Raw genomic sequence first — 26,545 nt, forward strand, 5'->3', positions numbered from 1 at the left:
TCCTACTGTTATTCGTTCAAGATTTCGATTCCGAGTTCCTCGCTGTAGCGGACTTCAAAACGCCCTATACGAATGCGGCCCGTCTCATCCAGACCCAAAGCAAGCTCGCCTTTGAGCAAATAATGTTTGTCCCACTCCAAAGGGGTATCGCGCTCAAGTCTGCTCACCACGTCGTCGAAATCTCGATCATTCCGTGTCATCCGCACGGGTAGACGCACCGTGCCTGCTGCGAGATACCTCGCTTGCCACGGCTGCATGTCAAATTCATCGTGCACCGACCACGACCCATCCACCGGCCCATAGCTGTCGCCACTACGGATGACAGGAATGACTTCCACGGCTGGCTCGACATCACGCACTTGGGCGGCTCCCCGCTCATCGCTCCCCTGCGCAGAAACAACTGCTGACGGAGCTGCAAAAAATTCTTGCATTGTTTTCGCATCAAAAGGCGAGGGCATCCGGTACGTTTTCGATCGTTCGTGCGCTCTCTTCTTACGCTGTTCACTCTCGACCTCAGCTTCAGCCCAGACATCCTCCCAGCCTTCTTGCGGGCGATTGTCCGGGGAATACACCGCCGCTACTAATGCCGCAACATCATCTGGACGAGTGAAAAGCTTTGGCAGATGTGCCAGTGTGGATAGCACGATTAACGGGTCATAAATTGCCTCCGTTCCACCCTCAATCTCTGGTGGATCCAATGCCAGAATTCCTCTCACGAAGACTCTTGGATCTCTCAGAGTGCCTGGCCTATCACTTTCGGGCCTGGCATGTCGGTGCAAACGCCCGATTCGCTGAATGAGTAGGTCCATCGGCGCCAGGTCAGTGAAGAGAACGTCTGCGTCAATGTCTAGACTCTGCTCCGCAACTTGAGTAGCAACGACGATTTTCCGGTACGGACGCCCCGCGCCTCGATGGCTTTGGGGCCCGAGCTCTTCACGAAGACGGTCTTCTTTCTTCACCCTGTCTCTCGACGTAAAACCTGCGTGATGAAGTTCGACTTCCCCAGGATAAACATCCTTGACCGCGAGATAGCACCCTTGCGCGCGGCTAATAGTGTTGCACACAATCAGAGCGCACCCGCCATCCGCCAGCTGTATTTCAAGCTGACGCGTTAAACTCTCAACATCATCGTCGATAATGTCTATCCTCGCTTCGAGGTTTGTCGGCGACGCCTCTGGAGTTACGTACTCAAGTCCAGATTCATCGGCAACAGTGATAAGCGGATACGCGTGAGAACGTTCCACAACAGGGTTGCCGGTGTATGCCTCAACCAGTTCTTCCCGTTGCTGTGGCGGCAGCGTTGCGGACATCAAAATAACCGGCACACCATAGAAAGCGAGCCACTCCAAAGCTGTTTTTAAGTAGTCGGAAGTGTACGTGTCATAAGAGTGCACTTCGTCAAAAATGATGATCTTGCCGGCAAGCGCAATGTGCCTAAGCATGGAGTACCGCTGTTGAAGCGCAAGCATAAGAACCTGGTCGACGGTGCCGACCACGATGTTTGACAACAGGCCCTTTCGCCTGCCTCTCATCCAGCTGCTAGCGACGACATTCGATTCTCCCCCTTCTTCCGGATTTATCCCCGCAAAGCGAACCTTCTGATACGAGTCCACGAGTTCGTTTTTTGAGTGAGCTAGATAGAGCGATGACACTGAACCCGTATCAGCGGAATGCCCTGCCCATAACACGGTGCGATCAAGAAGGCCGTTCGCGGTAGCCATAGTGGGCGCAGCGAAGTAGACGCCTTGTGAAGAAAACTTCGCCCCCAAAACGTGGGCCGCAACGAGAGCGGCTTCAGTCTTACCTACCCCAGTTTCGGCTTCCAAGATTACGAGCGAAGGGCGCTCCATATTTCGCACGACATCAACCATTGCTTTCTGAATCTCACGGGGCGATTGATCATCACCCCAAGCGAATGATCGTTGATATAACCGGTCAGTGTCGAGATCCGGCACGAAAGGCGACCATGGCGCAGTGAGGTCCGTCGCACCCATCCCCTCCGCTACCCGCTGCGACTGGCCCCCTTTTAACATCATTGGGAAAGAGTCAGCGTTCGAGGCAATCCAGTCCGCAATTACTACAAGGCCGGTGAGTAGCTGAGCATCACCTGCCATCAAGTAATCCCTATCGCTCAGTTTCTCCAGGACCGGACCTATGCGTGCTAGATCCGCCATTGCATCGAGAACTTCACTGTGGACCTCAGACCATTCCTCCGGATACCCCGACAACACAATACGAATTTCGGTTCGAAGTTCGTTACTGGTAGCCATACCGTGATGGGCATCAACGACCGAAGCTAACCACATCGAAAGCTTTACAGGCATGCCCTTCGCTTCGAGCCATGATTGCAGCAGTATCCCCGAACTCGTCCCATGGGGCATTTTAGGCAGTTCGCTCTCCAGAACACCCATATCCACAGGTAATCCCGCATCACTTACATTAGTGACCAGATACCCGTAGCCGTCTTTTCTCTCAACTTGCCGCTGGAAAGTCAAGGTACCTTTGCCGATGTCATGAACGCCAGCCAGCCACACATAAAGCTGTTTCAGTTCGGACTCATCCAACCCGAGACGCTCACCTAAGTTTCGCTTCAACTGGTCACTTACCCAAGCTTCATAAACAGCTGCTGCTACACATGCCGAGTCAAGAAGATGCTGAGGGAGATTCAGATACCCCGTTTCATCACCAGATTTCGCCCATAGCGAACTAAGACGAGGACTCCTCATATCAAGCCATGCGTCAAGATCCTTGAGCTGAAGATCAAATACCTGGGCAGAGCCTCCTGCCCCTGCATCACAAAAACCCGACATCGACTTCTCCCACAAAACTAGAGTTACACGTAGCGACAAATATATGTTTTTTGTTTCACTTTAGCAAGTTCTTTTTTAAAACTTCCAGGAAGCATTTCCTGATCCGCATGTCCTATACTCATTGGAATCCTCGCGAAGCGAGGATGAGCCGTTGCTCAAGTGCACATTACGCACCTCCCCGCGCCCGCGGGGTACCCCAAGCATTGGTTTTAAAACTTGAATGTGTTTCAATCACTCAAGGGCTTGCATCCCTGCTCACACAGGGTGCTCCCCGCGCCTGCGGGGATGAGCCCCCGCTCGACCCTGGATATGAGCCTGCCCCTGAGTGCTCCCCGCGCATGCGGGGATGAGCCCGAGGGGCGCGACAACGCGGCCTCGGCCGCGGCGTGCTCCCCGCGCATGCGGGGATGAGCCCCACAGCGTAGATCAGCAGCACGCCTTTATCCGGTGCTCCCCGCGCATGCGGGGATGAGCCCCTGTGGCAGGCGGTCGCATTCATCGCGTCGGTGTGCTCCCCGCGCATGCGGGGATGAGCCCACTCCCAGGTAGCGCAGCATAAGAAAGGAAAAGTGCTCCCCGCGCATGCGGGGATGAGCCCGTGATTATCGTGACGACCAGCCTGAGCCGTCGGTGCTCCCCGCGCATGCGGGGATGAGCCCCCAAACCAGCGCATCCTGGAACGACCTCGGCGAGTGCTCCCCGCGCATGCGGGGATGAGCCCTCGTGTGCCTGCGCCCCGTCAGCAATGCCGTAGTGCTCCCCGCGCATGCGGGGATGAGCCTCATGCCGTTCTTCGGCAAGAGCATGACGCACTGTGCTCCCCGCGCATGCGGGGATGAGCCCTGTTTTGTCTAGCGTCACCCCGGGGTGTCGGTGTGCTTCCCGCGCATGCGGGGATGAGCCCATGCCCATGAAGTTCTTGACGTTCGTCACGTCGTGCTCCCCGCGCATGCGGGGATGAGCCGTCCGGAGCGAAGAACGCTGACGATCTTGTCAAGTGCTCCCCGCGCATGCGGGGATGAGCCAGCCCGCCACGGCAGCGACGGCACTATCGAGGCGGTGCTCCCCGCGCATGCGGGGATGAGCCCTGTCCGTTGTTGACTTTCGCGCAGTAGGTGTGGTGCTCCCCGCGCATGCGGGGATGAGCCTCTCATTGGGTGTTCTCCTTTTCTAGGGACAAAGTGCTCCCCGCGCATGCGGGGATGAGCCCGGCTTATCGGGCCACTGGGCGAGATGGAGATGGTGCTCCCCGCGCATGCGGGGATGAGCCCAAGCCCGCGCCGAAAAACAAGCACTGGTGCCAGTGCTCCCCGCGCATGCGGGGATGAGCCCTTTTGCTCGGCGTCCCACAGCATTTCCGTGATGTGCTCCCCGCGCATGCGGGGATGAGCCCAGATCTCACAGCCTCATTCGCTTCGCGCCGCTGTGCTCCCCGCGCATGCGGGGATGAGCCCCGACAGGATTTAGACCGCGACAAGCAGGCCCGGTGCTCCCCGCGCATGCGGGGATGAGCCCTGCCGCGGCCCTATCTATCGTGGTGGCTGTAGGTGCTCCCCGCGCATGCGGGGATGAGCCCACATGAAACTCCCGACTGTTGAGCGTCGCTCAGTGCTCCCCGCGCATGCGGGGATGAGCCCGCTTATGCGTCTAGCTGAGATTGTCGAGTGGGGTGCTCCCCGCGCATGCGGGGATGAGCCCCAGTACGAGGGGGGCCGGCACCATGCCGATTGGTGCTCCCCGCGCATGCGGGGATGAGCCCACCACCCCACCAGGAAAGGAACCAGAACATGAGTGCTCCCCGCGCATGCGGGGATGAGCCCACGCCGCAGCAGCTTGCGTTGGCGCAGGACATGTGCTCCCCGCGCATGCGGGGATGAGCCCCGGCGAGTCCAGTCGAGGACCTGCACACCGACGTGCTCCCCGCGCATGCGGGGATGAGCCGGATGACGGTTAGCTCTTCCGGTGGCACCTTCCGTGCTCCCCGCGCATGCGGGGATGAGCCCATGGCGGAGTACTACCGGGAAACGAATCCAGCGTGCTCCCCGCGCATGCGGGGATGAGCCCACACCATCATCAACGACGTACGGAATGTCTACGTGCTCCCCGCGCATGCGGGGATGAGCCCGTGCGGTTGACCCCTAAGCGGCCACAGACCGCGTGCTCCCCGCGCATGCGGGGATGAGCCCCGACAGCCCGCCGGTTCCGTGACTGGCTCGCAGTGCTCCCCGCGCATGCGGGGATGAGCCCTACACACACTGGGAGGAATTGACATGCTTACTGTGCTCCCCGCGCATGCGGGGATGAGCCTACGACCGGCTCGAGGTGGTGCGGGTGCGGCGAGTGCTCCCCGCGCATGCGGGGATGAGCCCCTCTAAAGGCGCTTCGTCCCCCTCCGGCACAAGTGCTCCCCGCGCATGCGGGGATGAGCCCGAATGGAGAACACAGTATGGAAACGTTGAAAGGTGCTCCCCGCGCATGCGGGGATGAGCCCAGGGACGATGGTAATCCTGATGGGCGGAATCAGTGCTCCCCGCGCATGCGGGGATGAGCCCACAGTCACCCCCACAAAGATCGTGGGGCCATCGTGCTCCCCGCGCATGCGGGGATGAGCCCGCTCCCACACCAGGCTTCGGATTCCCCGCCAGGTGCTCCCCGCGCATGCGGGGATGAGCCGTACGACACCGAGAAGCACCGCAATGAGTCGCTGTGCTCCCCGCGCATGCGGGGATGAGCCGGGCGTGTGCTACTAGCGGCACAGAAACTACACGTGCTCCCCGCGCATGCGGGGATGAGCCCTCGGTGACGGGTTTCGTCTCCCCGCAGTTGGTGTGCTCCCCGCGCATGCGGGGATGAGCCCATCGGAAAGAACTGGTGGAACCCGGCGTACTGGGTGCTCCCCGCGCATGCGGGGATGAGCCGATCTACGCCCGCACGATGGTTGGGTTGCTGAAGGTGCTCCCCGCGCATGCGGGGATGAGCCCGCACTAGCCAAACAGCCCTGGTTTATCCGCAGGTGCTCCCCGCGCATGCGGGGATGAGCCCACTCCCTGGTAGCGCAGCATAGAGAAAGGAAAGTGCTCCCCGCGCATGCGGGGATGAGCCGACATCCTGGTGCGTCTTGAGCCTGCCCGGCTGGTGCTCCCCGCGCATGCGGGGATGAGCCGCATCCAGGACACGTAGCGCGAAATTACGGTTCGTGCTCCCCGCGCATGCGGGGATGAGCCGTATTCAGGTGGGTCTGTTCTTTTGAACATAAAGTGCTCCCCGCGCATGCGGGGATGAGCCCGATGCACAGATGACACCGGACGACGTCCGCGTGTGCTCCCCGCGCATGCGGGGATGAGCCGTATTCAGGTGGGTCTGTTCTTTTGAACATAAAGTGCTCCCCGCGCATGCGGGGATGAGCCCGATGCACAGATGACACCGGACGACGTCCGCGCGTGCTCCCCGCGCATGCGGGGATGAGCCCGGCGACATGGGGGTAAGCGGATTTGGGTCCGGGTGCTCCCCGCGCATGCGGGGATGAGCCCTTATGAGGGTGGAAATGCAGGAGGAACTGTCGGTGCTCCCCGCGCATGCGGGGATGAGCCCCCAACAATCACGCCGTGGTTGGAGGAAGATGAGTGCTCCCCGCGCATGCGGGGATGAGCCGTACGCGGAGGAAAAGTTCCAGCACGACCCGAAGTGCTCCCCGCGCATGCGGGGATGAGCCCTTTCCTTGCTGCCCCCACTGGGCAGTGTTCAAGTGCTCCCCGCGCATGCGGGGATGAGCCCTCGAGGGCCGCAGCATTGACCCCGACGACATCGTGCTCCCCGCGCATGCGGGGATGAGCCGTGGGCGATGGAGGAGATGCAACGGGCCGTTGGGTGCTCCCCGCGCATGCGGGGATGAGCCCTACCTGGAGAAGCACCCCACCCCGTGGCGGTAGTGCTCCCCGCGCATGCGGGGATGAGCCTGTGGGAATGCTTTCTGCAGCTCTTTCTCCGCAGTGCTCCCCGCGCATGCGGGGATGAGCCCGTCCGACATCCACGCGAACTACATTGCTGGCTGTGCTCCCCGCGCATGCGGGGATGAGCCCACCGGGCACTGGCAGAAACTCGCATAAGCCACGTGCTCCCCGCGCATGCGGGGATGAGCCCACGGGCGGTGCAGGGCGCGAATCGGCCCAGCTGTGCTCCCCGCGCATGCGGGGATGAGCCGAGACCGAAAAGCTGGTGGACCAAACGAACCGAGTGCTCCCCGCGCATGCGGGGATGAGCCCACCACGTCTACCTACCGGAAGTGATCAGGGAAGTGCTCCCCGCGCATGCGGGGATGAGCCCTTCAAGGAGACCGTCGGCCGCGTCGTCTCGTCGTGCTCCCCGCGCATGCGGGGATGAGCCGTACCCGGAGCCGTTGCCGAACGCTGTAGTGATGTGCTCCCCGCGCATGCGGGGATGAGCCCGACTCCCGCGTATGCCCCACCGCCAGCTCAGCGTGCTTCCCGCGCATGCGGGGATGAGCCCAAACCCGAAGTAGCATCCGCCCAGGCCTACTTGTGCTCCCCGCGCATGCGGGGATGAGCCTTTCAGAGTGACAGTTTTTCCGATGCGTCGGATGTGCTCCCCGCGCATGCGGGGATGAGCCGTTGTCAATCATCCAGTTCACCCGGTCGCGCTGGTGCTCCCCGCGCATGCGGGGATGAGCCTGCACTAAACCCGCTCTTCATCGCACCGATCGCGTGCTCCCCGCGCATGCGGGGATGAGCCCCCACGGAGGTACGTCGCATGACTCAAATCGACGTGCTCCCCGCGCATGCGGGGATGAGCCTACGACCGGCTCGAGGTGGTGCGGGTGCGGCGAGTGCTCCCCGCGCATGCGGGGATGAGCCCCGCCAGCACAGACCATGTAAAGAATCTTGACAGTGCCCCCCGCACATACGGGGATGAGCCGACCTAAAAACAGTCATAGCTTTTCTAGAAAAATACCCCGACGCATGAGGGAATAAGCTCCAATGAACGCCCATCGGAGTTCTCAACCTTTTGGCCCCCCGCCGCCTTCACCGCCGCATCCTGACGACGCTGACAACTGGGTGGCCCTAGAAACCCATTTCCCCAGGTCAATTTTTTGATGAGGCATCAACAGTGTAAGGATCGTCAGGATCGCACCCCGGGAGGGGCCGCGGAGGGGCTAGAAGCCGGGTCGGGGCGTGCCGGGGAAGGCTGGCGTGGGTCTGCGTGGGCTGGACCCAGGACCGGGCGGGCTAGCTTTGCTCGGCCATGCGCCAGCGGATGCCGGCCTCAAGGAAGCCATCGATGTCGCCGTCGAGGACTTTTTGGGGGTCGCCGACTTCGTAGTTGGTGCGTAGGTCCTTGACCATTTGGTAGGGGTGCAAGACGTAGGAGCGCATTTGGTTGCCCCAGCTGGCGTTGCCGCCAGCGCCTAGGGCGTCGAGCTCGGCCTTTTCTTCTTGGCGCTTCTTTTCCAGAAGCTTGGATTGCAAGACGTTGAGCGCGGAGGCTTTGTTTTGGATCTGCGATTTTTCGTTTTGGCAGGTCACAACGATGCCGGTGGGGATGTGCGTGATGCGCACGGCGGAGTCGGTGGTGTTCACGGACTGCCCACCCGGGCCGGAGGAGCGGTACACATCCACGCGGATTTCACTATCGGGGATATCGATGTGGTCGGTTTGTTCCACCACGGGGAGGACTTCCACTTCGGCGAAGGAGGTCTGGCGGCGTGCCTGGTTGTCAAAAGGAGAGATGCGCACGAGGCGGTGGGCGCCCTGTTCCACGGAGAGCTGGCCGTAGAGGTATTCGCCGTGAACAACGAACGTGGCGGACTTGATCCCGGCTTCCTCGGCGTAGGAAATGTCGTAGATGTCCACCTTGTGGCCATTCTTTTCGGCCCAGCGCACGTACATGCGCATCAGCATTTCCGCCCAGTCGGCGGCATCCACACCACCGGCGCCAGAGCGGATGTTCACCACTGCCTCACGCTGGTCGTATTCGCCGGAGAGCATGGTTGTCACTTCCAGCGAAGAGATCTGCGCGGCTAGTTCATCGAGTTCCTCGTCCGCCATCGCGGCATCATCGGCATCGCCCGATTCGGCGGCCAGTTCAAACATGACGGGAAGGTCTTCTAAACGTTGGCGCAGGCCAGTCACCTTTTTGAGGCGGGCCTGAACGTTGGATAGTTTCGTCGTCACGCTTTGCGCGTGCTCTGGATCATCCCACAGCGAGGGGTCGGCGGCCTGGGCTTCAAGCTCCCGCACTTGCTCCGCCAGATCATCGAGCCCCATGACCTTTTCAATCGTGGTCAGCGTGGAGTCAAGGGACTGGATGCGGCCGGAAGTTTCGGGATTCATACGTGCGCAGTCTAGTGCACGGCACAATTTCGCCTGCTTCACCATAATGGGGCGCATGCTTTACGACGATCGCTCAGCCCTCCTGGCCACCTTTACTCGCGACCACGCTCACGATACTGATGCCGAACTAGCGGCGGCGCTCGTTGAAACCGCGGGCGCCATGGCGCTACGCATGCGCGACGAAGGACTGACCACGGATCAGAAGACATCCATTTCTGATGTGGTGACTGATGCCGATCGCGCGGCGGAGGAATTCGTCGCCGGGGCGTTGGAAGCACTCCGCCCCGACGACGGGTTGATGGGCGAAGAAGGTGCCAACAAGGCGTCGACAAGCGGGCGCTTTTGGGTGATTGACCCCGTCGATGGCACGTACAACTTCGCCTCCGGCAGTGACTACTTCTGCTCTGCTGTGGCTCTCGTGGACGGCGAGCCGGACGCCGTGGCTGCGACAGACGAGCCGAACCAGGTCCTCGTGGGCGCCGTCCACCGCCCGGTGCTGGGCACGACGTGGCTGGCCAGTGAGGGCGTGGCCACCCGCAACGGACAGCCCCTCCCCCAGCTTGAACCCACGCCGCTTCACGCAGTGGCGTTGGCCACCTACTTGCACCCGCGGGTGATGATGAAAGAGGAGCTACGTGACGCGTGGATGCGGGCTTCCAGCAAATCCGCGTCCGTGCGCATGTTTGGCGCAGGGTCCGTGGACTTATCCATCGTGGCCCACGGTGGGATTGGCGGGTGGCTTCAGCACTCCGTGCCGGCCTGGGACTGGCTTCCCGGCAAGGCTCTGGTGGAGGCCGTTGGCGGCCGGGCGATCAAGGCCGACGCGGGCGGCGTGACCTGGTCCGTGGCCGGTAACAGCCAGCTCGTGCGCGAAGTGGCCGACGCGCTGCGGGCCACCGACTAGACCGCGCAGCTTTTACACCCAGGCTTTTACATCCAGGCGCATCCCGCTTCTGAAGTGGGTAGCCTGAAGAACATGTCGAACTACTCTGACGACCTTGCGCTAGCACTTGAACTCGCGGACATCGCTGACGCCATTACGCTGGAGCGTTTTGAGGCAGCGGACCTGCAGGTGGAATCCAAAGAGGATGACACCCCCGTCTCTGACGCGGATACCGCGACCGAGCAGGCACTGCGCGCCAAGATTGAGGTTGCGCGGCCCGCGGACGCGATTTTGGGTGAGGAATTCGGCGGCGACGTGGAATTCGGCGGCCGCCAATGGGTGATCGACCCGATCGATGGCACCAAGAACTACGTCCGTGGCGTGCCAATCTGGGCGAGCCTCATTTCGCTTCTTGATGAAGGCCGGCCGGTAGTGGGCGTTGTTTCCGCACCGGCACTGGCGCGGCGCTGGTACGCCTCCGAGGGCTCCAGCGCATGGCGCACCTTCAAAGGTGAAGGCGTGCGCAAGATTGGTGTGTCTGACGTAGCTGAGCTCAGTGATGCTTCCCTATCCATCTCATCGCTGTCCGGCTGGCGTGACCGCGGACTGCGCGAGAACCTGATCGGCCTCACCGACGACGTGTGGCGCCTGCGCGGCTACGGCGATTTCCTCTCTTACTGCCTCGTCGCAGAGGGCTCAGTGGACATCGCTGCCGAACCGGAAGTGTCCTTGTGGGACCTTGCCGCCCTGAGTGTCCTGGTCACAGAAGCTGGCGGCCGTTTTTCCTCACTCAGCGGTGAGGACGGCCCCCACGGAGGCGACGCGGTGGCAACCAACGGGATCCTGCACGACGCAGTCCTGGAGCGGCTGCGGTAGCTACAAAATCCTCTTTTTCTTTGCTTAGAGCTGCGAACGCAGCTCTAAGCAAAGCGGAAGCCGCTTCCCGGGACCCGCTGGGAGTTGAGGTCCGCCAGGACGGGGCCAAACTGCACCGTTGCGGTGGGTGCGTGGAAACCGCCTTGGAGCGGGGTCATGCACTGCAGGTTGAGCAACGGGGGAAGAATCCCGCCGTTGATCATTCCAACGAGGCGGTCACCAACGAACAGCGGCGCGCCAGAGTCCCCGCCCATTGCGCAGACCTGGCTGATGGTTTCAACCCCGCGGTTGAACCAGGCGTTGCCGCAGGTGAACCCGGAGGCAAAACCGTTTTTACACATGCGCGCTCCGGGAGGCGGTGGCGCAGCAACGCCGCGGATGGCGTGGCCGTTGTAATTGTTGGTGATATCCGCGTTGCGGCCAAGCACGATCACCGCGTAATCCAAGGCCTCATTGCGGTAGGCCACCGTGCCGGTGCGGCCGAGTTGGCGGGCGTCCGCCAACACCACTGGCGCGCCGACTCCCCCGCAGTGCGCCGCGGTAATGGCCACTTTTCGCCCGGCAGCGTCCGTACCGGCGACGGTCACCGTGCACAGCCCGTTGCCCACCAAAATCGGGGCGCCGGGCCCATAGACCGCACGGCCGCGGGCGGCAGCGTGTGCGACGTGGTCCGGGACGCGATTGGCGTCGAACCACGACCCCGGCACGCGGTGCAACACACCCGGCGCGGCAGGCTTGCCAGCCATGGTTTTAGAAATCGGGTCGGTCCGCCACTTGTAGTAGGGATCATTCTGCGCCTGAGCGGCGGGGGCTGAAACCACTGCCCCCGTCATCATCGTTGCCGCGGCTAAGGTGCACACGGCCGATGCTGTGCGTCGAGATTTTTTAGCGAACCCAAACATGGGTCTTAGAGTGCCACATCGCTGATAAAAAAGTGCGCCGCGCGTGGCCTTTATTTAAAACCCGGTTTAAAAGCCTGAGCTCCGGTCGTTCTTCATCTTGATGTAGATGGTTCCCGCCAGCGATGAACATGCAGCCGAACCGACCAAGACCAGCACGGTGTACAGGATTCCGGTCACCCCGATCATGCCCAAGATGTAGCTGGTGATTAGCGCGCCGATGACGGCTCCTGCGATTCCTACTACCCAATTCACGCGGGTTTCCTTCCGTTAAAGTTTCATGCATCCGTTTGTGAAAGCGTTTGTGAAAGCGTTTGTGAACGCGTTTGTGAACGCCCTTACGAATGCTTTTGCGCGTTTCGTCTCTCAAATGGTTAAGCGTCTCACCCCTACAGTAGCGTGGATCACATGACTGACTTTTCCGATGATGCTTTGAAGCCCCCTACTGCCGGCCAGACTCTTCCGCTTGCCTCCGTTGATCCCGATGGTCTTTTGGAATACTCCGCGGTGTTCAGCGATCGTTCGCTGAACCACATGTCGGCGCGTTTTATCTCCGTTATGCAAGAGCTCCAGTCCATTTTGAAGGGCGTCTACCACGCTCACTCCATGGCGCTGGTCCCCGGCGGCGGAACGTACGCCATGGAATCCGTCGTCCGCCAGTTCGCGCGCGACGCGAAGGCCGTGGTTATCCGCACGGGCAACTTCTCCTTCCGTTGGAGCCAGATCTTTGATGCGTCTGACGCATCGGAGAAGGTCACCGTCCTTTCCGCGTCCCCCACCAGCTCTGAGCCCACGGCACCCTACGCACCGCCGCGTATCGACGAAGCAACGGCAGCGATCCGGGAACACGGCGCGGACATCGTGTTTGCAGCGCACGTGGAAACAGCAGCTGGTCTTGAGCTTCCCTTCGACTACATCGCAGAACTCGCCCAGGCTACCCACGACGGTGGCGGGTTGTTCGTCTTGGACTGCGTAGCATCTGGCACCAAATGGGCAAACATGGAAGACCTAGGCGTTGACATTGTGATCACCGCTCCGCAAAAGGGCTGGTCCGGATCCCCGTCGACGGGCTACGTCTTGTTCTCGGAGGAAGCGCGCACGCGCCTCGACTCCACGACGTCGGACAGCTTTGCCCTTGACCTAGCAAAGTGGACCGCGATTGCAGAGGGGTACGTCAGCGGCACTGCCGCGTATCACGCGACTATGCCGACGGACGCCATTGAGCACAACCTGCAGCTGGCCAAACTCGCGGTGGATTTCGGTTTGGAGAAACTCACCGAGCGCCAGGTCGAGCTGGGTACCCGCGTGCGCAAGGTGTTGGCTGATAAGGGCTTCCACTCCGTTGCAGCCGAGGGCTTCGAAGCCTCCTCGATCGTTGTCATGCACGCCCCGACAGCGGAGCTGGCTAACGGCTCTGCGTTCAAGGAGCAGGGTCTCCAAATCGCGGCTGGTGTTCCGCTTCAGGTGGGCGAGCCGGACACGTTTGCTACCTTCCGCCTGGGTCTGTTCGGCCTAGACAAGTGGGCTGACGTAGATGCGGCAGTTGAGCGGCTTGAAAAAGCCGTTGCGCAGATCGCTGTCTAATAGAACGCACGTGCCGCTCGCCACAGGGTGATCCACGCTATAGTTGTGGTGAATTTTGTCACTCAAACTAAAGTTTCGGCGAAGCGGCTAGAAACTTACGAACTAAAACTAGGAGCACGTCATGGCAAAAGCCGGCAAGATCATCATGATCGTCAGCGGTGTTTTATTCGTCCTTAGCGTCATTGCAACCGCCGTGTTTGGAACGAACATGGGCAAAGCAATCACGGATGAAGAAAAGAGCCCGATCGTGGCAAACGGTGAGGGTTCGGTGAACCTGGAGGCCAACAGCGTCTACCAGCTGTTCGCACACGAGGCCCGTGACGCTGGCACGTGTGAGATCACGGACCCGAACGGCAACACGGTGGATCTCCAGGGCGCACCAAGCTCCACCACGACGGTGACAATCAATGACACGACGTGGTCGAACTTTGATGGTTTCATGACCAAGGACGCCGGTGAGTACGAGGTCTACTGTGAGGACAAGGGCGACGTGAAGATCGGCTTCCCAGTGAGCGTGACCACCGCAGGTGGATTCGGAATCTTCCTGCTGCTGGCATTCCTGACCTTCTTCACCACCATCATCGGTCTTGTCCTGTGGCTGATCGGCCGCAGCCGCGACAAGGACAAGGCGGCGTACCAGAACAACCAGATGCCGGGCTACCCAGCCGCGGGCGCACCGTACATGCAGGACCCAGCGCAGACACCGAACTACGGTGGGGAACAAGCGCAGGCACCCGACTACGGCAACTACGGCAACGGAAACTACGGAACCTACGGCGCGCCCAATGGCAACCCATTCGGTGCGCCGAACTACGGTGACGGCTTTAACCCGAACGCCGGCGGGGACAACCGCTCTTCGGGTAACCCCTACGCATAAGCACAAAAACCTTGAAGAATGGCGGGTCCTTGGCTGGACCCGCCATAAATTTTCCCTGTTAGTAATGTAACGGTCACATAACGGCAATCCTGGACCTGTACCTTTCCCTACTTATGGAGCGTAACCAGGAACTGAATACCCACTTCTCCCCCGCTGATCACAGCGCTGTGCCAGCACCGCAGGCTTCCAAGCGCGCCGGGTCATCCGTTGGCCGCCGGACTTTTCTTCGCGGCGCCGGAACCGCAGCGGGAGTAATCGGTTTGGGAATGTCCTCCCACGCCTTCGCTGGCGCCCAGGTGGGGTCCTCGGTCGGATCGTCGCGCCCCCTGTTTACACCCATGGAGGGCGGGTCCAGCAACGACCCACACGGCGGCAAGGTTGATAACACACCCACCCAATCCGGCGGCACCGGAATCGTGCCGGTGGACGATTACCCCATGTGCGCGGAACTTCCCTTTGCTCATGGTGTAGCCTCCGGCGATCCATTGACCGATCGAGTGATCATTTGGACCCGCGTCACCCTTGCCCAGCGTGACCCCAACGGCACACCCGGCGCGAACATGCCCGGTGAAGAACCGGAGATCACGTGGAAGGTGGCAACGGATCCTGGCATGTCTTCCGTCGTCAAGCAAGGCTCACAGCGCGCGCTTGCTCAGCATGACTGGACCATCAAAGTGGATGTCACCGGTCTTGAGCCCGGCACCACCTACTACTACCAATTCACGCATGAGGGCACGAGGTCAATGGTGGGCCGCACCCGTACCGCGGCCGGACACGGCGTTGACCAGGTCCGCATGGCTGTTTTGTCCTGCTCGTCCTACTGGTCCGCCTACTGGGGCGGACTTGGCCACTTGGCTAAGCGCAACGATGTTGACCTAGTCGTGCACTTGGGTGATTACATCTACGACTTCATTGACAAGGATGAGATGGTGCGCTTCCGTGCCGGCGCTGGCGCGAACCGGCTGGACCACCCGGACAACCGCGACTGGAAGAACCTGGATGAAGTGCGGCGTCGTTACGCATTGCACCACTCGGACGCGAACTGGGTGCGCTGCCACCAACAGCACCCGTGGACGATTCTGTGGGACAACCACGACATCGATCCTTTCGATGGAAACGAGCTGACCATCCCTGACGTGGCGATCCCGCACACCTGCACGTTGATGGACACGATGCGCGCGTTCTGGGAGTGGACGCCTTCGCGCCCCGTCCTCGCCGACGGTTCGGGGCGCTGGCTGCTTATCGACGACGGGTCATACCCCGTGCCGGAAGACCCCTCGCTGGTCTACCGCCGCGTCGACTACGGCGACCTGGTCAGCGTGATCGGCCTGGATGCGCAACAGGGCATCCCGAAATACGACGACGTGCGCGGTGAATTGCACAAACCCCGCACCGACCACCTGCCGGCGGGCAAACCGTCGTTGATGGGCACGACGCAGTACAACTACCTGATCGACAACCTCCAGAATGCTCAAGACACCGGCGTGGTGTGGAAGACCATCGCGCAGCAAACCTTCTTCACCGCGGTGGACATCCCGGATATTGTTGAGGGCTCTCCGGGTAGCGAACTGATCAAATTCGGCCTGTCCCGCTGGGTGAAGTACCCAGCTGAGAAGAAGCTTCTGGTGGACTACCTGCGGGCGAACATCAGCAACACCGTGATGATCTCCGGTGACGCCCACGGTTCCCTGGGCGCGGACCTGCTCAGCGCCTCCGCCATGTCCAACCCCTACGTCTCCGGCGTTATGGGGGTTAACCAGCGCCCTGGCGCGCAACCCGGCAACCTCAATGCTGGCGCGGTGCGCACCACCACGGGCAACCGGAAGGGCAAGAACAACCGCTGGTTCTCAGCCGGCGTTGAATTCGCCCCGACCTCCATGGGACGCGGCGGCGCCGACGATCAGATCGGCGGTCTGCTGCGCGTTGGGTCCCCTGCCGTGATCGCCGCAACGCGCGCCGCGGAACAGGCTCTCATGGGGCTGAACTTCCCAGTCCAATACTTCGAATGGGCCGATCACGGCTACGGCCTGATCCACTACACCCGTGAATCGGCGACCTTTGAGTACTGGTTCCAGAACAAGTTCGACCCCAACTCCCGCGATGTCCTTGCCCACCAGATGATCGCCTGGGCCAAGGAGGACACCTCCCACGAGGTCCCCCGCTACCCGCACCAAATGGATGCCGTCACCCTCCACGGCCTGCCCGTGCAAGCGACCGTGGGCACCCGCACCTCCGAACCCGCCCCCGACGCCGTCCTCCAGCCGCGCTAGCCCTAACCATAGCCAGCCCGCGCCAGCCCACTGGCGCGCCAGCCGGCCCGCGGCTCCCGGCTCCCGGCTCACGGCTCCCGGCTCACGGCTCCCGAAGGAAAGTTGGCCGGGAACGCCCAAAATTGCCGTTTTCAGGCTCATTTTCAAGCTCCGGGCCAACTTTGCTCACCCCCAAACGCTCCGGACCAATTTTGCTCACCCCCGAACGCTCCGGGCCAACTTCGCCCCTGCCTGCGGCTCCCGGCTCACGGCTCCCGAAGGAAAGTTGGCCGGGAACGCCCAAAATTGCCGTTTTCAGGCTCATTTTCAAGCTCCGGGCCAACTTTGCTCACCCTCCCGAACGTTCCGGGCCAACTTTGCTCGGCCGTGACGCTGGGTTCGGTGCGGGTATAGGCGCTGGGTTCGGGCTTGTCTAGGGCTTGTCTAGGGCTAGTCAAGGGCTGGGATGACGTGAGAAATCAGTTCATCCAATTGCTCTTCCGCCGGGCGGGTGGAGGTGCGGAAGTTCACCATGACGTGGTTAATTCCAACCTCCCGCTGGGAGCGCAGAAGTTCAATGAGTGCGTTGCGCCCTAACCGGTACCCGAAGTTGCCGCCGGATGCTGGCGCGTCCGGATCAGGGTGAATATCCAGCCACAGCGATTCCGCGAAGGGCTTAAACGCCGCTGGCGTGCCAATCACCCCGGTGCGGTCCGCCCAGTCAGACACAACTGTGCGCCAATTGCGGACGTTCTGGCGCTGCACCTCTAGCCCCTTGTGGTACATCAACCACCCATGCGTGTGCTCAGCGCGCCACTCCATCGTTTGCAAACACGACCCGGTAGCCAGCAAAGGCACCTCCGTCGCCTGGGGTGTGGGTACTACATCTGATCCGCCCATCTTCCCGCCGGACCACTTGATGGGCTCATATGTTGTCGTAGTGGCCTTGCGGTACACCGCAATGTTTTCCCGGAAGATCTCATCTCTTTCGCCTTTGTCGATTCCGAAAGCAGGAAACTCTTCCGGCCGATCACCCGTTGCGACTCCCATCAGGAACCGACCACCGCTGAGCCGATCAAGCGTCGCTGCTCTTTTTGCCAAGAGCAGCGGGTGCGCGAGTGGTACGACGATCGCCGCGGTTCCCAACGCAATGGTTGATGTAACTGATGACAGATACGACAGGTACATCCACGGGTCATAGACCTGACCCACGTCCCCGAACGTTTCCACCCGCAGTGGGATGTCCCTCACCCAGACTGCGGCGAACCCGCCGGCTTCGGCTTTCTGGATCAACCGCACCTGGTTATCCAGGCTGTCCTTAGGGTTCTCCTCCGCATCCTCTTCTACAGGCAACGTCAAACCTAACGTGAGCTCGCCCTCACGGAACGCACCCTTAAACCCAGGCAGCGACCAGTACGGCGCATCCGAACGATCGAGTAAGGAGGATTGGCTCATGACCACACCCTAGGCCATAGGGAGTAAAGACTCGCGAATGCCTACTGCCCGTTGAAGCTGACAGCCCCGATGCTCGCCATAAAAGTCAGATCGTCTCTGCCTAGCCGAAGGTCAACGAATACAGTTTCACGCCTGCCGTGGGCCGGATGCGCAACACTCCCTCGGTGGGCGTGTCGCCTTTCACAAGGTCGAGGGTTCCATCTGTGACCGGGAACGACTTTATCGCACCGTCCGGATACTCGACCTCGATCTCGCCTTCACCCGAAACCACGAGCTGGACCCACTTGGCGAAGACGTTGATGTCCAGGTGTCCTCCACTGGTGGTCTGCACCGATTCCTCCTCGAGAATCCACATCCCGTTCAGAGTGAACATGCCGCGCTCCGGGGCGGCCGGTTCACCGAAGTCGTGCTCGCCGTCGGTGTAACCGGGCTGCTTGGTGTACTCGGCGCGCGCAGTGCCGAGATAAGTTTCCGGGTTGCGGCCCTTTGTACCGCCTGCTGCTTCGCCGCCTTCGACCGGTTCGGGGAGATCGACGTCGGGGTTGGCGTCGATAAGCAATTCACGCACGAGCTTTTCTGTCTCGGCGTAGCTTCCCTCCCCTTCCACGATCTGCCGGACGTTGCCGTGCTTGTCCACCAGGTAGCGAGCTGGCCAGTAGCGGTTGTTGAAATTCCTCCACGTAGCGAAGTCATTGTCCTGCGCCACCGGGTAGTGGATACCTTCCTTTTCTACGGCGTTGCGGACATTGTCCAGGTCGTGCTCGAAAGCGTATTCAGGGGAATGGACGCCGACGACGGTGAGGCCGGAATCGCGATAAGTGTCGTAAAGCTTGGTGATGTGCTCCCCCGCACGCTGACAGTTGATGCAGGCGTACGCCCAGAAATCAACGAGCATGACACCACCGTCCTGCGGGCTCGGCGGCTGGTCGGCGTTGATCCAGTTCGTCAGCCCCGCGAATTCCGGTGCCGGGCCACAATCCTGCAGCTGCGCGGGGTCGGCGCGGCGACACGACTGCAGTGAACCGCTCCCAGTTGGGCCGACCTTGCTGAGAGCGTCATTGGCCAAGTCCGAATTCTCAAAACGGTTCGACAGCGACGACGTCCAATTCGGCAGCGCACGCTGGATCGCCGCCGGCGCGTCGAGAGCCAACGCCACAGTGAAGACCAGGATGAGCACGCCGATGGCCTTACGGTGGCTCTGCACCGCGTCTACCTTGTCACCGATCTTGTTGCCCGCCAGGGCGAACACGAACAGCGGCAGCGCGGACCCAATCGCGAACGCGACAGTGAGCACCACCGTGTTCCAGCCGATCTGCCCAGTCGAGCCCGCCACCGTCACCGCTGCAAGCACCGGGCCCGCGCACGGAACGTACACCGCGCCAAGGGCCAGACCGATGAGAAAACCGCCCTTGCCGCGCGTTTTCTCCTGCAATGCCGTGGGGCGCGGAAGCGCGTCAAAGGGCTTCTGCAACACCTCCCCCACCGGCGGGAAAATCATTCCCAGCCCCACCCATGCCAGCAACACCACGCCCGCCCAGCGCAACACCGACTGCGGCAAATGCAGCGCACTAAGCAGCAACGTACCCAGCAGCGCGATCGCGGCAAAGCTCACGACCAACCCTGCCACCACGTGCGACGGTTTACGCCCGACGCTGACACCCAGCACCACCGGCAACACCGGCAAAATGCACGGCGACAATGCTGTGATCACACCTCCGATGAATCCGACAAGAATCACGCTGATCATGAGTTTCCTCTACTTTCCGGTTGCCTTTCCTACACCCAGCACTACGGAGTGAGCGCCCGCACCGGATTGGTCCAATCCACATCAGCCCCCGGCTCCGTAGTACTCAGTGACGGGCCAGAAACACTGCGCCTGCGAACCGAAAAAGTGAAGGAGACACTATGTCTATCAACCGCGCAATCGCCAGCGCCAGCGCCATCGTCATCGCCGCGACCGGCCTCATCGCATGCAACAACTCCGAGGAGAAGATGGAGGACAAGATGGACGGCTCCATGACACCTTCTTCCGAAGCGATGATGAGCGAATCCATGGCACCGTCCTCCGATGCCATGATGAGCGATTCCATGGCACCGTCCTCCGATGCCATGATGAGCGATTCCATGGCACCGTCCTCCGATGCCATGATGAGCGAAGACAAAATGATGGAATCCAAGTAGCGCATGACCCAGGTGTTAGATTTAGATTCTGTGGATCCTGACCGTCTCTTAGAAAGTGTGCGCGCGGGCGATAAAGTCGCCTTCGCCGAGCTTTACGACGTTCTGGCCCCACAGGTTCTAGGTCTCACCACCCACATCTTGCGTGACCGGGCCCAAGCGGAAGAGGTCACCCAAGAAGTCTTCGTGGAGGTATGGCAGAGAGCCCACACCTTCGACCCACACCGCGGCAGCGCCAAGTCATGGGTACTGCGGCTCGCCAAATCGCGAGCCATCGATCGGCTGCGGAGCTGGCGCAGCTCCCAAGCCCGCGACACCGACGATTTCAACAGTCAACTGACCACGTGGGTCGCTGCCGCTGAGGACGAAGCTCAACAGCGACTAGAGTCTGAGGAGCTGCAAGAACTCATTGATTCAATCGGAGAGCCCCATCGAAGTGCGCTCATGCTCGCGTATTTCGGGGAACTCACCCACCAAGAAATCGCCGATGCCACTGGCGTCGCTCTCGGAACAGCCAAAACCCGGGTACGCGACGGGTTGCAAAAGCTTCGCAAGGCCGTGTCGTTGAAAGGAGGCCTGTGATGGATAAAGATATCGAGGACCTCTTCAATTCCGCGGCCACGCCGGTCACCCCGCCACCGGAGCTCAAACGCTCCATCATGGAGCGTATCGACGCCACCGACCAGGTCGCTGACTTCGATACCGCGCGGAAGAACCGCTTCGGGCGACGTCTCACAGCCGCCGCAGCAGCCGCCGTTGTGCTCATCGCCGGTGGCGGGTTCGCGGTCACCCAATTCACTGTGGACGAGTCACGCGAATCCGTGACAGCCCAGGGCGTCGACGAAATGCACGCAATCATGGAGGCCGACGACGCGCGTCAAGGTCAGGCCGACGCGATGGGCGCGAGCCTCGACATCGTGATCAGCTCTGACATGGGCAAGGGCGGCGCCATGGTCAACGGCCAGCCAGCTCTCGACGACGGCATGGGGGCACAAGTGTGGGCGGTCATGGATGACGGCGCCGTGGAATCGGCTGGAGTCATCGGCCAAGAACCCCATGACGACGTGTGGATGCCGCTGCCCGGTGGAACTGCTTCAGTCCTCGTAACCGAGGAAGTCGCCGCCGGCGCGGCGCAACCCACCGGCGCGGTGCTGGCCAACGTGACGCTCTAGTCCCAGTTCCGTCCCTTGGCGCGCTTCAGGCCATTCGCGTCCTAAAAACCACAAAGCCCCGACCCAAAGTGGATGAGACGAGGTGGCAGGCCTAGCGTTAGTCCTATGACGTTGCCAAAGTTCGGTCCCGCTTGGGCCGGCGCTTTAATGGGAACCTCGATTGCGTCGAGTTTGACTGGGTTACATGGATTTCATGTAGCCCAGGTCGTTTTTGCGCTCATCGCGGCGGGGCTCCTTGTTGTGTTCACGGTCGGCGTGCGCAATGAGCCGCCGCGGCGCCAGAACATGGCGGCGTGAGGCATGTACGCGATGGGGCTGCTCGCGTGCGGCTCGGCGTGGACGGCACTCACGGGCAACGATGCGTTCCAGCTGATCAGCTGGTGGATCGGCGCGCCACTGGCCATCATCGTGTGCTTGTGGCAACTCTGGGGTTTGTGGAAGCAGTCCGCTCACTACACCGAGCCTGCGTTCCCGTGGGGCTTGGCGCTGGTGTCCCCGATGGTCGCCGCGACATCCGCCGGGCAGCTGGCCACCCATCACGGCGAGTTTTATCACTACGCGGGTGAGCTGTGCTTCTTCCTCACGTTCTTCACCGCGATCCCGCTCTTCCTCTACTGCTACTGGTCCCGCACGCGCCCACGTGGCGCAGCCGCGGGTACAGCGTGGATTCCCCTCGGTGTTGTCGGCCAGTCGACGGCAGCATCGACATTGCTTTTCGACACTCACCTGTACGGCCTCATCATGTTCACCCTCGCCGTACCGTGGGTCCTCTATGCCATGTACTGCTTCTACGAGGCTGTCCTCCACTGGGCGCCCTACGGCCCTGGTTGGTGGGGCTCTACCTTCCCCGTGGGCACTCTGTGCTTGGGTGCTTGGGACGAAGGCTGGCACGCACTTTCCTTGGCGCTCCTCGTGCTCTTGCTCCTCCACTGGGGTGTCTGCGCGGTGCGCTTTGGCTCCTGGGAACTAAGCCAATCTGGTGCGAGATGAACTAGCTATCCGCGCTTCTCCGATGCCGTCGTCGTGGTGGTCCACGACGAGCTGGATCTGGATCCCGGGGAACTCCCCGTCCGGCACGCCCACGACTCGGCATAGCGGCCGCCCTTCGCCAGCAATTCATCGTGCGTGCCCCGTTCTGCGACCGTCCCGTCCTCCGAAAGCACGACGATGAGGTCGGCATCGCGGACGGTGTGCAGGCGATGGGCGACGACGATCACGGTGTGATCGCCGCGCAACGCTTCCATCGTGCCGACGATCGCCCGCTCAGTGGCCGCATCCAGCGAGGACGTCGGCTCGTCGAGAAGCACCACCGGGGAATCCTTCAGAAGCGCCCGGGCGATGGCGAGGCGCTGCCGCTCGCCTCCCGACAGCAGCGTCCCCTCCTCCCCCACCGGGTTATCCCACCCGGAAGGCAGCAGCTCCACGATGCGGTCCACCCCGGATCGCCGGGCGGCCTCGCGCAAGCGGTCCCCGTCACCGGGCCTGGAACCGAATCCGGGGTCGGCGAAGACCACGTTGTCCCGCACGGACGCGTCGAAAAGGAACGTCTCCTGGAACACCGGGGTCACCAGCGAGTTCACGCCGTCGGTGCCGATCCGAGGCAAGGGCACCCCGCCGATGAGGATCTCCCCCGAGTCCGGATCATGAAAACGCGACAGCAGCCGCATGACCGTCGTCTTGCCCGCTCCCGACGGTCCCACTACGGCAACCAGCGCTCCCTGAGGTGCACGGAAGCTGACGTCGTCGAGAACCTTCTTATCCCCGTACCCGAAGCTCACGCCGCGGAACTCCACGTCATGCCCGTCGGGCAGCTCCGGTGCGGCAGGTTCAGGAAGGGCGGGGATTGCCCGCAGGTCACGCAACGCAGCTAACGTGTTGCGGCCCGCACCGAAACCGCCGGACAACGCTCCCGCCGTGGTGATCGGTCCGGTGAACTGGACGAGCACGATGAGTATCGGCGCCAAATGCGCCGGCGCCATCCCGCCCGTCGCGGCGACTGCCACGGCGACGATCACCGCCGCCGTGAACACCGCATGGACGATCGAACCCAACCGTCCGATGGCTGCCCCCTGCGTCGACGTCGCCTTCGCGAACGCATCGTGTTGGGCCTGGATAGCCTCATCCACCATCGCGTCCGCCGCCGAACCGTCGCCCGCGGCGCGAATCGCCTGCTGGCCGCGGGTGAACTCGATCAGCCTGCCGGAGACGGCAGCGACGGCCTCAGCATGCGCTTCGTCCGACTCCCCGCCGACCCGGCCAATGGCCCGGTAGGCGAAGAAGAGCACCGGCGCTGACGCGACAAGAACCAAACCGACGCGCCAATCCACCGCCAGAATTCCGAAGGCGATGACGGTCGGCGTAACCACCGCGGCGATGACGGGCCGCAGGATCACGTGCGGCACGGACGCCGCGAACGCGATACCCGACGACGCCATCTCCGAAAAGCGGCCGGCCGTGGACTTGGTGACGTACCCGAGTGGCAACGTCAGCACGCGTTCGCCCAGGGAACGCAGCAGGGACGACAGCACCGCTGCGGAATTCGCCCTGCCAACTGTCCCCGCGGCGAGGGACAGCACCGCATGGGCGGCCGCGAGGCCGGCGATGACGCCGGTGAAACGCCACGCCGTCGCATCATCTCCCTCGGCCAGAGCCGACAGCAGCGGCAGCAGCGCGACGAACGCCGCTCCCTGGGCCAGCGCGGCAAGCGTGGCCAACGCAATGAGCCACACCAGCGTCATCTTCGAGTGCCGATCCGTCATCGACCACAAGTCCCGGATCATCGGTTTGCCGCCTTTTCATCGTCTGATTCAGTGCCCCGCGGGGCGGATGGTTCGTCGTCGAGCACGAACGCGCGCCACAAATCCCGGTAGCGGCCACCGCGCGCAAGCAACTCGTCGTGGGTACCCGCCTCCGCGACCGCTCCCCCATCGAGAACGAGGATGCGGTCGGCGTTGCGGATCGTGCTCAACCTGTGCGCGATCACAATCACCGTCCGCGAACGGGCCAAACGCTCGATTGCGGACTGGATGAGGGCCTCGGAAGCCGGATCCGCGTAAGCGGTTGCCTCGTCGAAGATGAGCACCGGCGCGTCCGTGACGATCGACCTCGCGATGGCCACGCGCTGCGCCTCACCACCGGAAAAGGTCACGTCGACGTTGACCACCGAATCCAGGCGCTTCGGCAGCGCCGCGATGACCGCATCGAGGTTCGCGAGCTTCGCGGCCGCCATGATTTCGTCGTCGGTGGCGTCTCTCCTGGCCAGCCGGATGTTTTCCCGCAACGGCAGCGTGAACAACTGTGGATCTTGGAACACCACCGACACCGAGCGGTGCACGTCGCGCACGGCGATGTCGCGAAGATCGACGCCGCCCAGTAGCACCGAGCCTTCAACGGGGTCGTGGAAACGCGCCAACAGCCGGGCGACGGTGGACTTTCCGGAACCGGAGGACCCCACCAGCGCAGTGAGGGTCCCTGGTTCGAACGTCGCGCACATCCCGTCGAGGACCCGCGGCCCATCGCCGTAGGAGAAGACCAGGTTCCGGACCTCGAGCGCGCCTCCGCGCGCGGGCACCGGATCGGCGGGCTCGGCGATCGGCGGCGTGCTCAGCACCTCCGCGATGGACTTCAGAGCGGCGATCCCCGCGATGATGGGTTCGGAGTTCATGGCCACCCGCACGATCGCCGCGGAGAGTCCAAGGCTGAGAACCAGCCCGGCGACGAGACCCTCCGGTATGCCGCCCGCGGCGTCCCTCAGTGCGAGGCCGGCCCCGCACACCACTGCGAGGACTGTGGTCGGGGACGTCACCACGTCGATGAGCCCGAGATAGATGTTCGACTGCCGGGACCAGGCGGACCACGCGCGGACGAACGACAACGCCGCGGCATCGTAGCGACCCGCGCCCTGGCTGGCGCGTCCGAAGGACTTCATCACCGGGATACCGCGCACCAACTCGATGACCGCAGCCGTCACTCCTTCGGAGGCTCGCTCGTAGTCGCGCTGAAGACCGGCTCCGCGCGAAATCATCACGCCCATCAGGGCGAAGGTGACCAGCACCGGGACGACCGCCACCGCCGCGATCCGCCAATCCACCGCGACGAGCGCGATGAGGGAAAGCAGGGGAACCAGCACCGCCACCACGGTCTCACCGACGGTGTGGCCCATGAGCTGGTGGACAGCCGCGACGTCCTTCTCAACCGACTCGATGATTCCCGACGAGCGCCGGGCGTCCAGCCAGCCCAGCGGCAACTTCCGGATTTGGGCGACCAGCCGGCGCCGGAGGTGGAGCTGCAGGTCGTTATCCGCCCGGTGCGAGAGCATGCCGGCGGCGCCGTCCGCAGCCATGCGCACCGTCGCGGCGACGACGATGACAACCACGGCCAACCACGTCCGATGCTCCGGGGCCTCCGGGTACGTCATCGCGATGTCGATGATGCCGACCAGCGAAGCGACGGTAGCCACCGACGACAGGACGGATAACGCGACCACCGCACGCATCCGGGTCCGAATCGGGGCGAGCAGCGACCACGGGCCTACGGTCCCGTCCACGGCGCTCACTTCCCCGCCTCCCCGATCGCGCTTTTCTTCGCGAGAGTGCAGAAATACACCATGCCGGCGCGTGAGGCTCCGTCCAGCTTCAGCCCGTTGGCTTCGGCGAGGTCCTCGAGCTCGCTGCCCCGGAACACCCGGTGGCCCATCTTCGCCATGACGGCCATGTCGACCCGCTCGTTCACGTCGGGATCCTCGACGAACGTCTGCACGTAAGCGATGCCGCCGTCGGCGAGCAGCCCGGAGACCCTGCCGAGCGGCGCGAGGACGTCGGCGACGTGGAATTCCGTCCGGGCCCCAAGCCCGTCGGCGGCGGCGCGTTCGCGGGCGATGCGGATCGCATTGGGCGACAGGTCGTAGCCGACGATGTTCGCCCTGCGATAGCGAGACTCAGCGGCGGGCATGCGGGCGAGCCACCCGGTTCCGCAACCGAGGTCGAGGACCCGGGCCGGCGCATCCGGCCCGGGATCCAGCGCACGGAGCTTCCGGTACACGGCGGCGGCGTCCATCGGTTCAAGCGCATAGCGGCTTAGGAACCTCGGCTGGACCTTGTCCTCGTAGGCCGCGAGGAGCCTGCGGTTGTTCTGGACGATCTGGGCGATCGACTTCATCTGGTTCTGTCTCCGGGTGTGTGGGCCGCGTCCACGCGGCGGTTTCGGGTTAGATGCT

Annotated in this window: 19 protein-coding genes and 1 CRISPR repeat array; of the genes, 10 read left to right on the forward strand and 9 right to left on the reverse strand. The window is 62.5% G+C overall.

Annotation, left to right across the window (positions count from 1 at the left end; genetic code table 11):
* Positions 1 to 8: 8 nt before the first annotated feature.
* Together cas3 and prfB are read right to left on the reverse strand one after the other, a co-directional pair.
* Complete coding sequence (gene cas3, locus CAQUA_RS08570) at positions 9 to 2,810, reverse strand: CRISPR-associated helicase Cas3' (RefSeq protein WP_231375631.1); 2,802 nt, start codon at positions 2,808 to 2,810, stop codon at positions 9 to 11.
* Positions 2,811 to 3,074: 264 nt separating this feature from the next.
* Positions 3,075 to 7,742: direct repeats of the CRISPR family, unit length 28 nt; unit sequence GTGCTCCCCGCGCATGCGGGGATGAGCC.
* Between the two features lie 311 nt (positions 7,743 to 8,053).
* The gene (gene prfB / locus CAQUA_RS08575; RefSeq protein ID WP_196825484.1) at positions 8,054 to 9,157 is read right to left on the reverse strand and encodes a peptide chain release factor 2; all 1,104 of its coding nucleotides are present in this window, start codon (positions 9,155 to 9,157) and stop codon (positions 8,054 to 8,056) included.
* 55 nt (positions 9,158 to 9,212) lie between these two features.
* Between prfB and CAQUA_RS08580 the strand changes: the two genes are divergently transcribed.
* Together CAQUA_RS08580 and hisN are read left to right on the forward strand one after the other, a co-directional pair.
* Positions 9,213 to 10,061, forward strand: coding sequence for an inositol monophosphatase family protein (locus CAQUA_RS08580; protein ID WP_196825483.1), 849 nt, complete (start codon positions 9,213 to 9,215; stop codon positions 10,059 to 10,061).
* Between the two features lie 72 nt (positions 10,062 to 10,133).
* The gene (gene hisN / locus CAQUA_RS08585) at positions 10,134 to 10,916 is read left to right on the forward strand and encodes a histidinol-phosphatase (protein WP_196825482.1); all 783 of its coding nucleotides are present in this window, start codon (positions 10,134 to 10,136) and stop codon (positions 10,914 to 10,916) included.
* A gap of 44 nt (positions 10,917 to 10,960) precedes the next feature.
* Here the strand turns inward: hisN and CAQUA_RS08590 are convergent, their stop codons facing one another.
* Both CAQUA_RS08590 and CAQUA_RS08595 read right to left on the reverse strand, forming a co-directional pair.
* Positions 10,961 to 11,776: a S1 family peptidase gene (locus CAQUA_RS08590; protein WP_290178200.1), complete on the reverse strand. Its 816-nt coding sequence runs from the start codon at positions 11,774 to 11,776 to the stop codon at positions 10,961 to 10,963.
* Positions 11,777 to 11,884: 108 nt separating this feature from the next.
* Positions 11,885 to 12,070: a glycerol dehydrogenase gene (locus CAQUA_RS08595; protein WP_196825481.1), complete on the reverse strand. Its 186-nt coding sequence runs from the start codon at positions 12,068 to 12,070 to the stop codon at positions 11,885 to 11,887.
* A 153-nt stretch (positions 12,071 to 12,223) separates the two neighbouring features.
* On the opposite strand from CAQUA_RS08595, the gene CAQUA_RS08600 reads away from it, so the two are divergent.
* The 3 genes from CAQUA_RS08600 to CAQUA_RS08610 all read left to right on the forward strand — a co-directional run bounded on the left by CAQUA_RS08600 (position 12,224) and on the right by CAQUA_RS08610 (position 16,546).
* Positions 12,224 to 13,399, forward strand: a complete 1,176-nt coding sequence (locus CAQUA_RS08600; protein ID WP_196825480.1) for an aminotransferase class V-fold PLP-dependent enzyme — start codon at positions 12,224 to 12,226, stop codon at positions 13,397 to 13,399.
* Between the two features lie 121 nt (positions 13,400 to 13,520).
* Positions 13,521 to 14,276: a hypothetical protein gene (locus tag CAQUA_RS08605; protein ID WP_196825479.1), complete on the forward strand. Its 756-nt coding sequence runs from the start codon at positions 13,521 to 13,523 to the stop codon at positions 14,274 to 14,276.
* Between the two features lie 113 nt (positions 14,277 to 14,389).
* The gene (locus CAQUA_RS08610) at positions 14,390 to 16,546 is read left to right on the forward strand and encodes an alkaline phosphatase D family protein (RefSeq protein ID WP_231375629.1); all 2,157 of its coding nucleotides are present in this window, start codon (positions 14,390 to 14,392) and stop codon (positions 16,544 to 16,546) included.
* 429 nt (positions 16,547 to 16,975) lie between these two features.
* Here the strand turns inward: CAQUA_RS08610 and CAQUA_RS08615 are convergent, their stop codons facing one another.
* Together CAQUA_RS08615 and CAQUA_RS08620 are read right to left on the reverse strand one after the other, a co-directional pair.
* Complete coding sequence (locus tag CAQUA_RS08615; RefSeq protein WP_196825478.1) at positions 16,976 to 17,980, reverse strand: LLM class oxidoreductase; 1,005 nt, start codon at positions 17,978 to 17,980, stop codon at positions 16,976 to 16,978.
* Positions 17,981 to 18,080: 100 nt separating this feature from the next.
* Positions 18,081 to 19,727 (reverse strand): cytochrome c biogenesis protein CcdA, encoded by a 1,647-nt coding sequence (locus CAQUA_RS08620; RefSeq protein WP_196825477.1) that lies wholly within the window; start codon positions 19,725 to 19,727, stop codon positions 18,081 to 18,083.
* A 158-nt stretch (positions 19,728 to 19,885) separates the two neighbouring features.
* Here CAQUA_RS08620 and CAQUA_RS08625 point away from each other — a divergent pair, with 158 nt between their 5' ends.
* The 5 genes from CAQUA_RS08625 (at position 19,886) to CAQUA_RS08645 (ending at position 22,320) form a co-directional block, all read left to right on the forward strand.
* A complete protein-coding gene (locus CAQUA_RS08625; RefSeq protein ID WP_231375628.1) occupies positions 19,886 to 20,161 on the forward strand; it encodes a hypothetical protein in 276 nt (91 codons plus the stop codon).
* A 3-nt stretch (positions 20,162 to 20,164) separates the two neighbouring features.
* Positions 20,165 to 20,740, forward strand: a complete 576-nt coding sequence (locus CAQUA_RS08630; protein WP_196825476.1) for a sigma-70 family RNA polymerase sigma factor — start codon at positions 20,165 to 20,167, stop codon at positions 20,738 to 20,740.
* Positions 20,740 to 21,330 carry an anti-sigma factor gene (locus tag CAQUA_RS08635; protein ID WP_196825475.1) on the forward strand — a complete coding sequence of 197 codons (591 nt, stop codon included), beginning with the start codon at positions 20,740 to 20,742 and terminating at the stop codon, positions 21,328 to 21,330. Before CAQUA_RS08630 ends, CAQUA_RS08635 begins: the two co-directional genes overlap by 1 nt.
* 105 nt (positions 21,331 to 21,435) lie before the next feature.
* Entirely contained in the window at positions 21,436 to 21,627 is a 192-nt protein-coding gene (locus tag CAQUA_RS08640) for a hypothetical protein (RefSeq protein ID WP_231375623.1), read from the forward strand.
* A 3-nt stretch (positions 21,628 to 21,630) separates the two neighbouring features.
* Positions 21,631 to 22,320 (forward strand): SLAC1 family transporter, encoded by a 690-nt coding sequence (locus tag CAQUA_RS08645; RefSeq protein ID WP_231375621.1) that lies wholly within the window; start codon positions 21,631 to 21,633, stop codon positions 22,318 to 22,320.
* A 5-nt stretch (positions 22,321 to 22,325) separates the two neighbouring features.
* Here CAQUA_RS08645 and CAQUA_RS08650 read toward each other — a convergent pair whose 3' ends face one another.
* Genes CAQUA_RS08650 through CAQUA_RS08660 form a run of 3 tightly spaced genes read right to left on the reverse strand, consistent with a single transcriptional unit; the run spans position 22,326 to position 26,487 of the window.
* Positions 22,326 to 24,110 carry an ABC transporter ATP-binding protein gene (locus CAQUA_RS08650; RefSeq protein ID WP_196825474.1) on the reverse strand — a complete coding sequence of 595 codons (1,785 nt, stop codon included), beginning with the start codon at positions 24,108 to 24,110 and terminating at the stop codon, positions 22,326 to 22,328.
* Positions 24,107 to 25,876, reverse strand: coding sequence for an ABC transporter ATP-binding protein (locus tag CAQUA_RS08655; RefSeq protein ID WP_290178207.1), 1,770 nt, complete (start codon positions 25,874 to 25,876; stop codon positions 24,107 to 24,109). Before CAQUA_RS08655 ends, CAQUA_RS08650 begins: the two co-directional genes overlap by 4 nt.
* A gap of 5 nt (positions 25,877 to 25,881) precedes the next feature.
* Positions 25,882 to 26,487, reverse strand: coding sequence for a class I SAM-dependent methyltransferase (locus CAQUA_RS08660; protein WP_196825472.1), 606 nt, complete (start codon positions 26,485 to 26,487; stop codon positions 25,882 to 25,884).
* Between the last annotated feature and the right edge of the window lie 58 nt (positions 26,488 to 26,545).

Origin of the sequence: Corynebacterium aquatimens (assembly GCF_030408395.1) — a bacterium.
Classification (GTDB): Bacteria; Actinomycetota; Actinomycetes; order Mycobacteriales; family Mycobacteriaceae; genus Corynebacterium; species Corynebacterium aquatimens.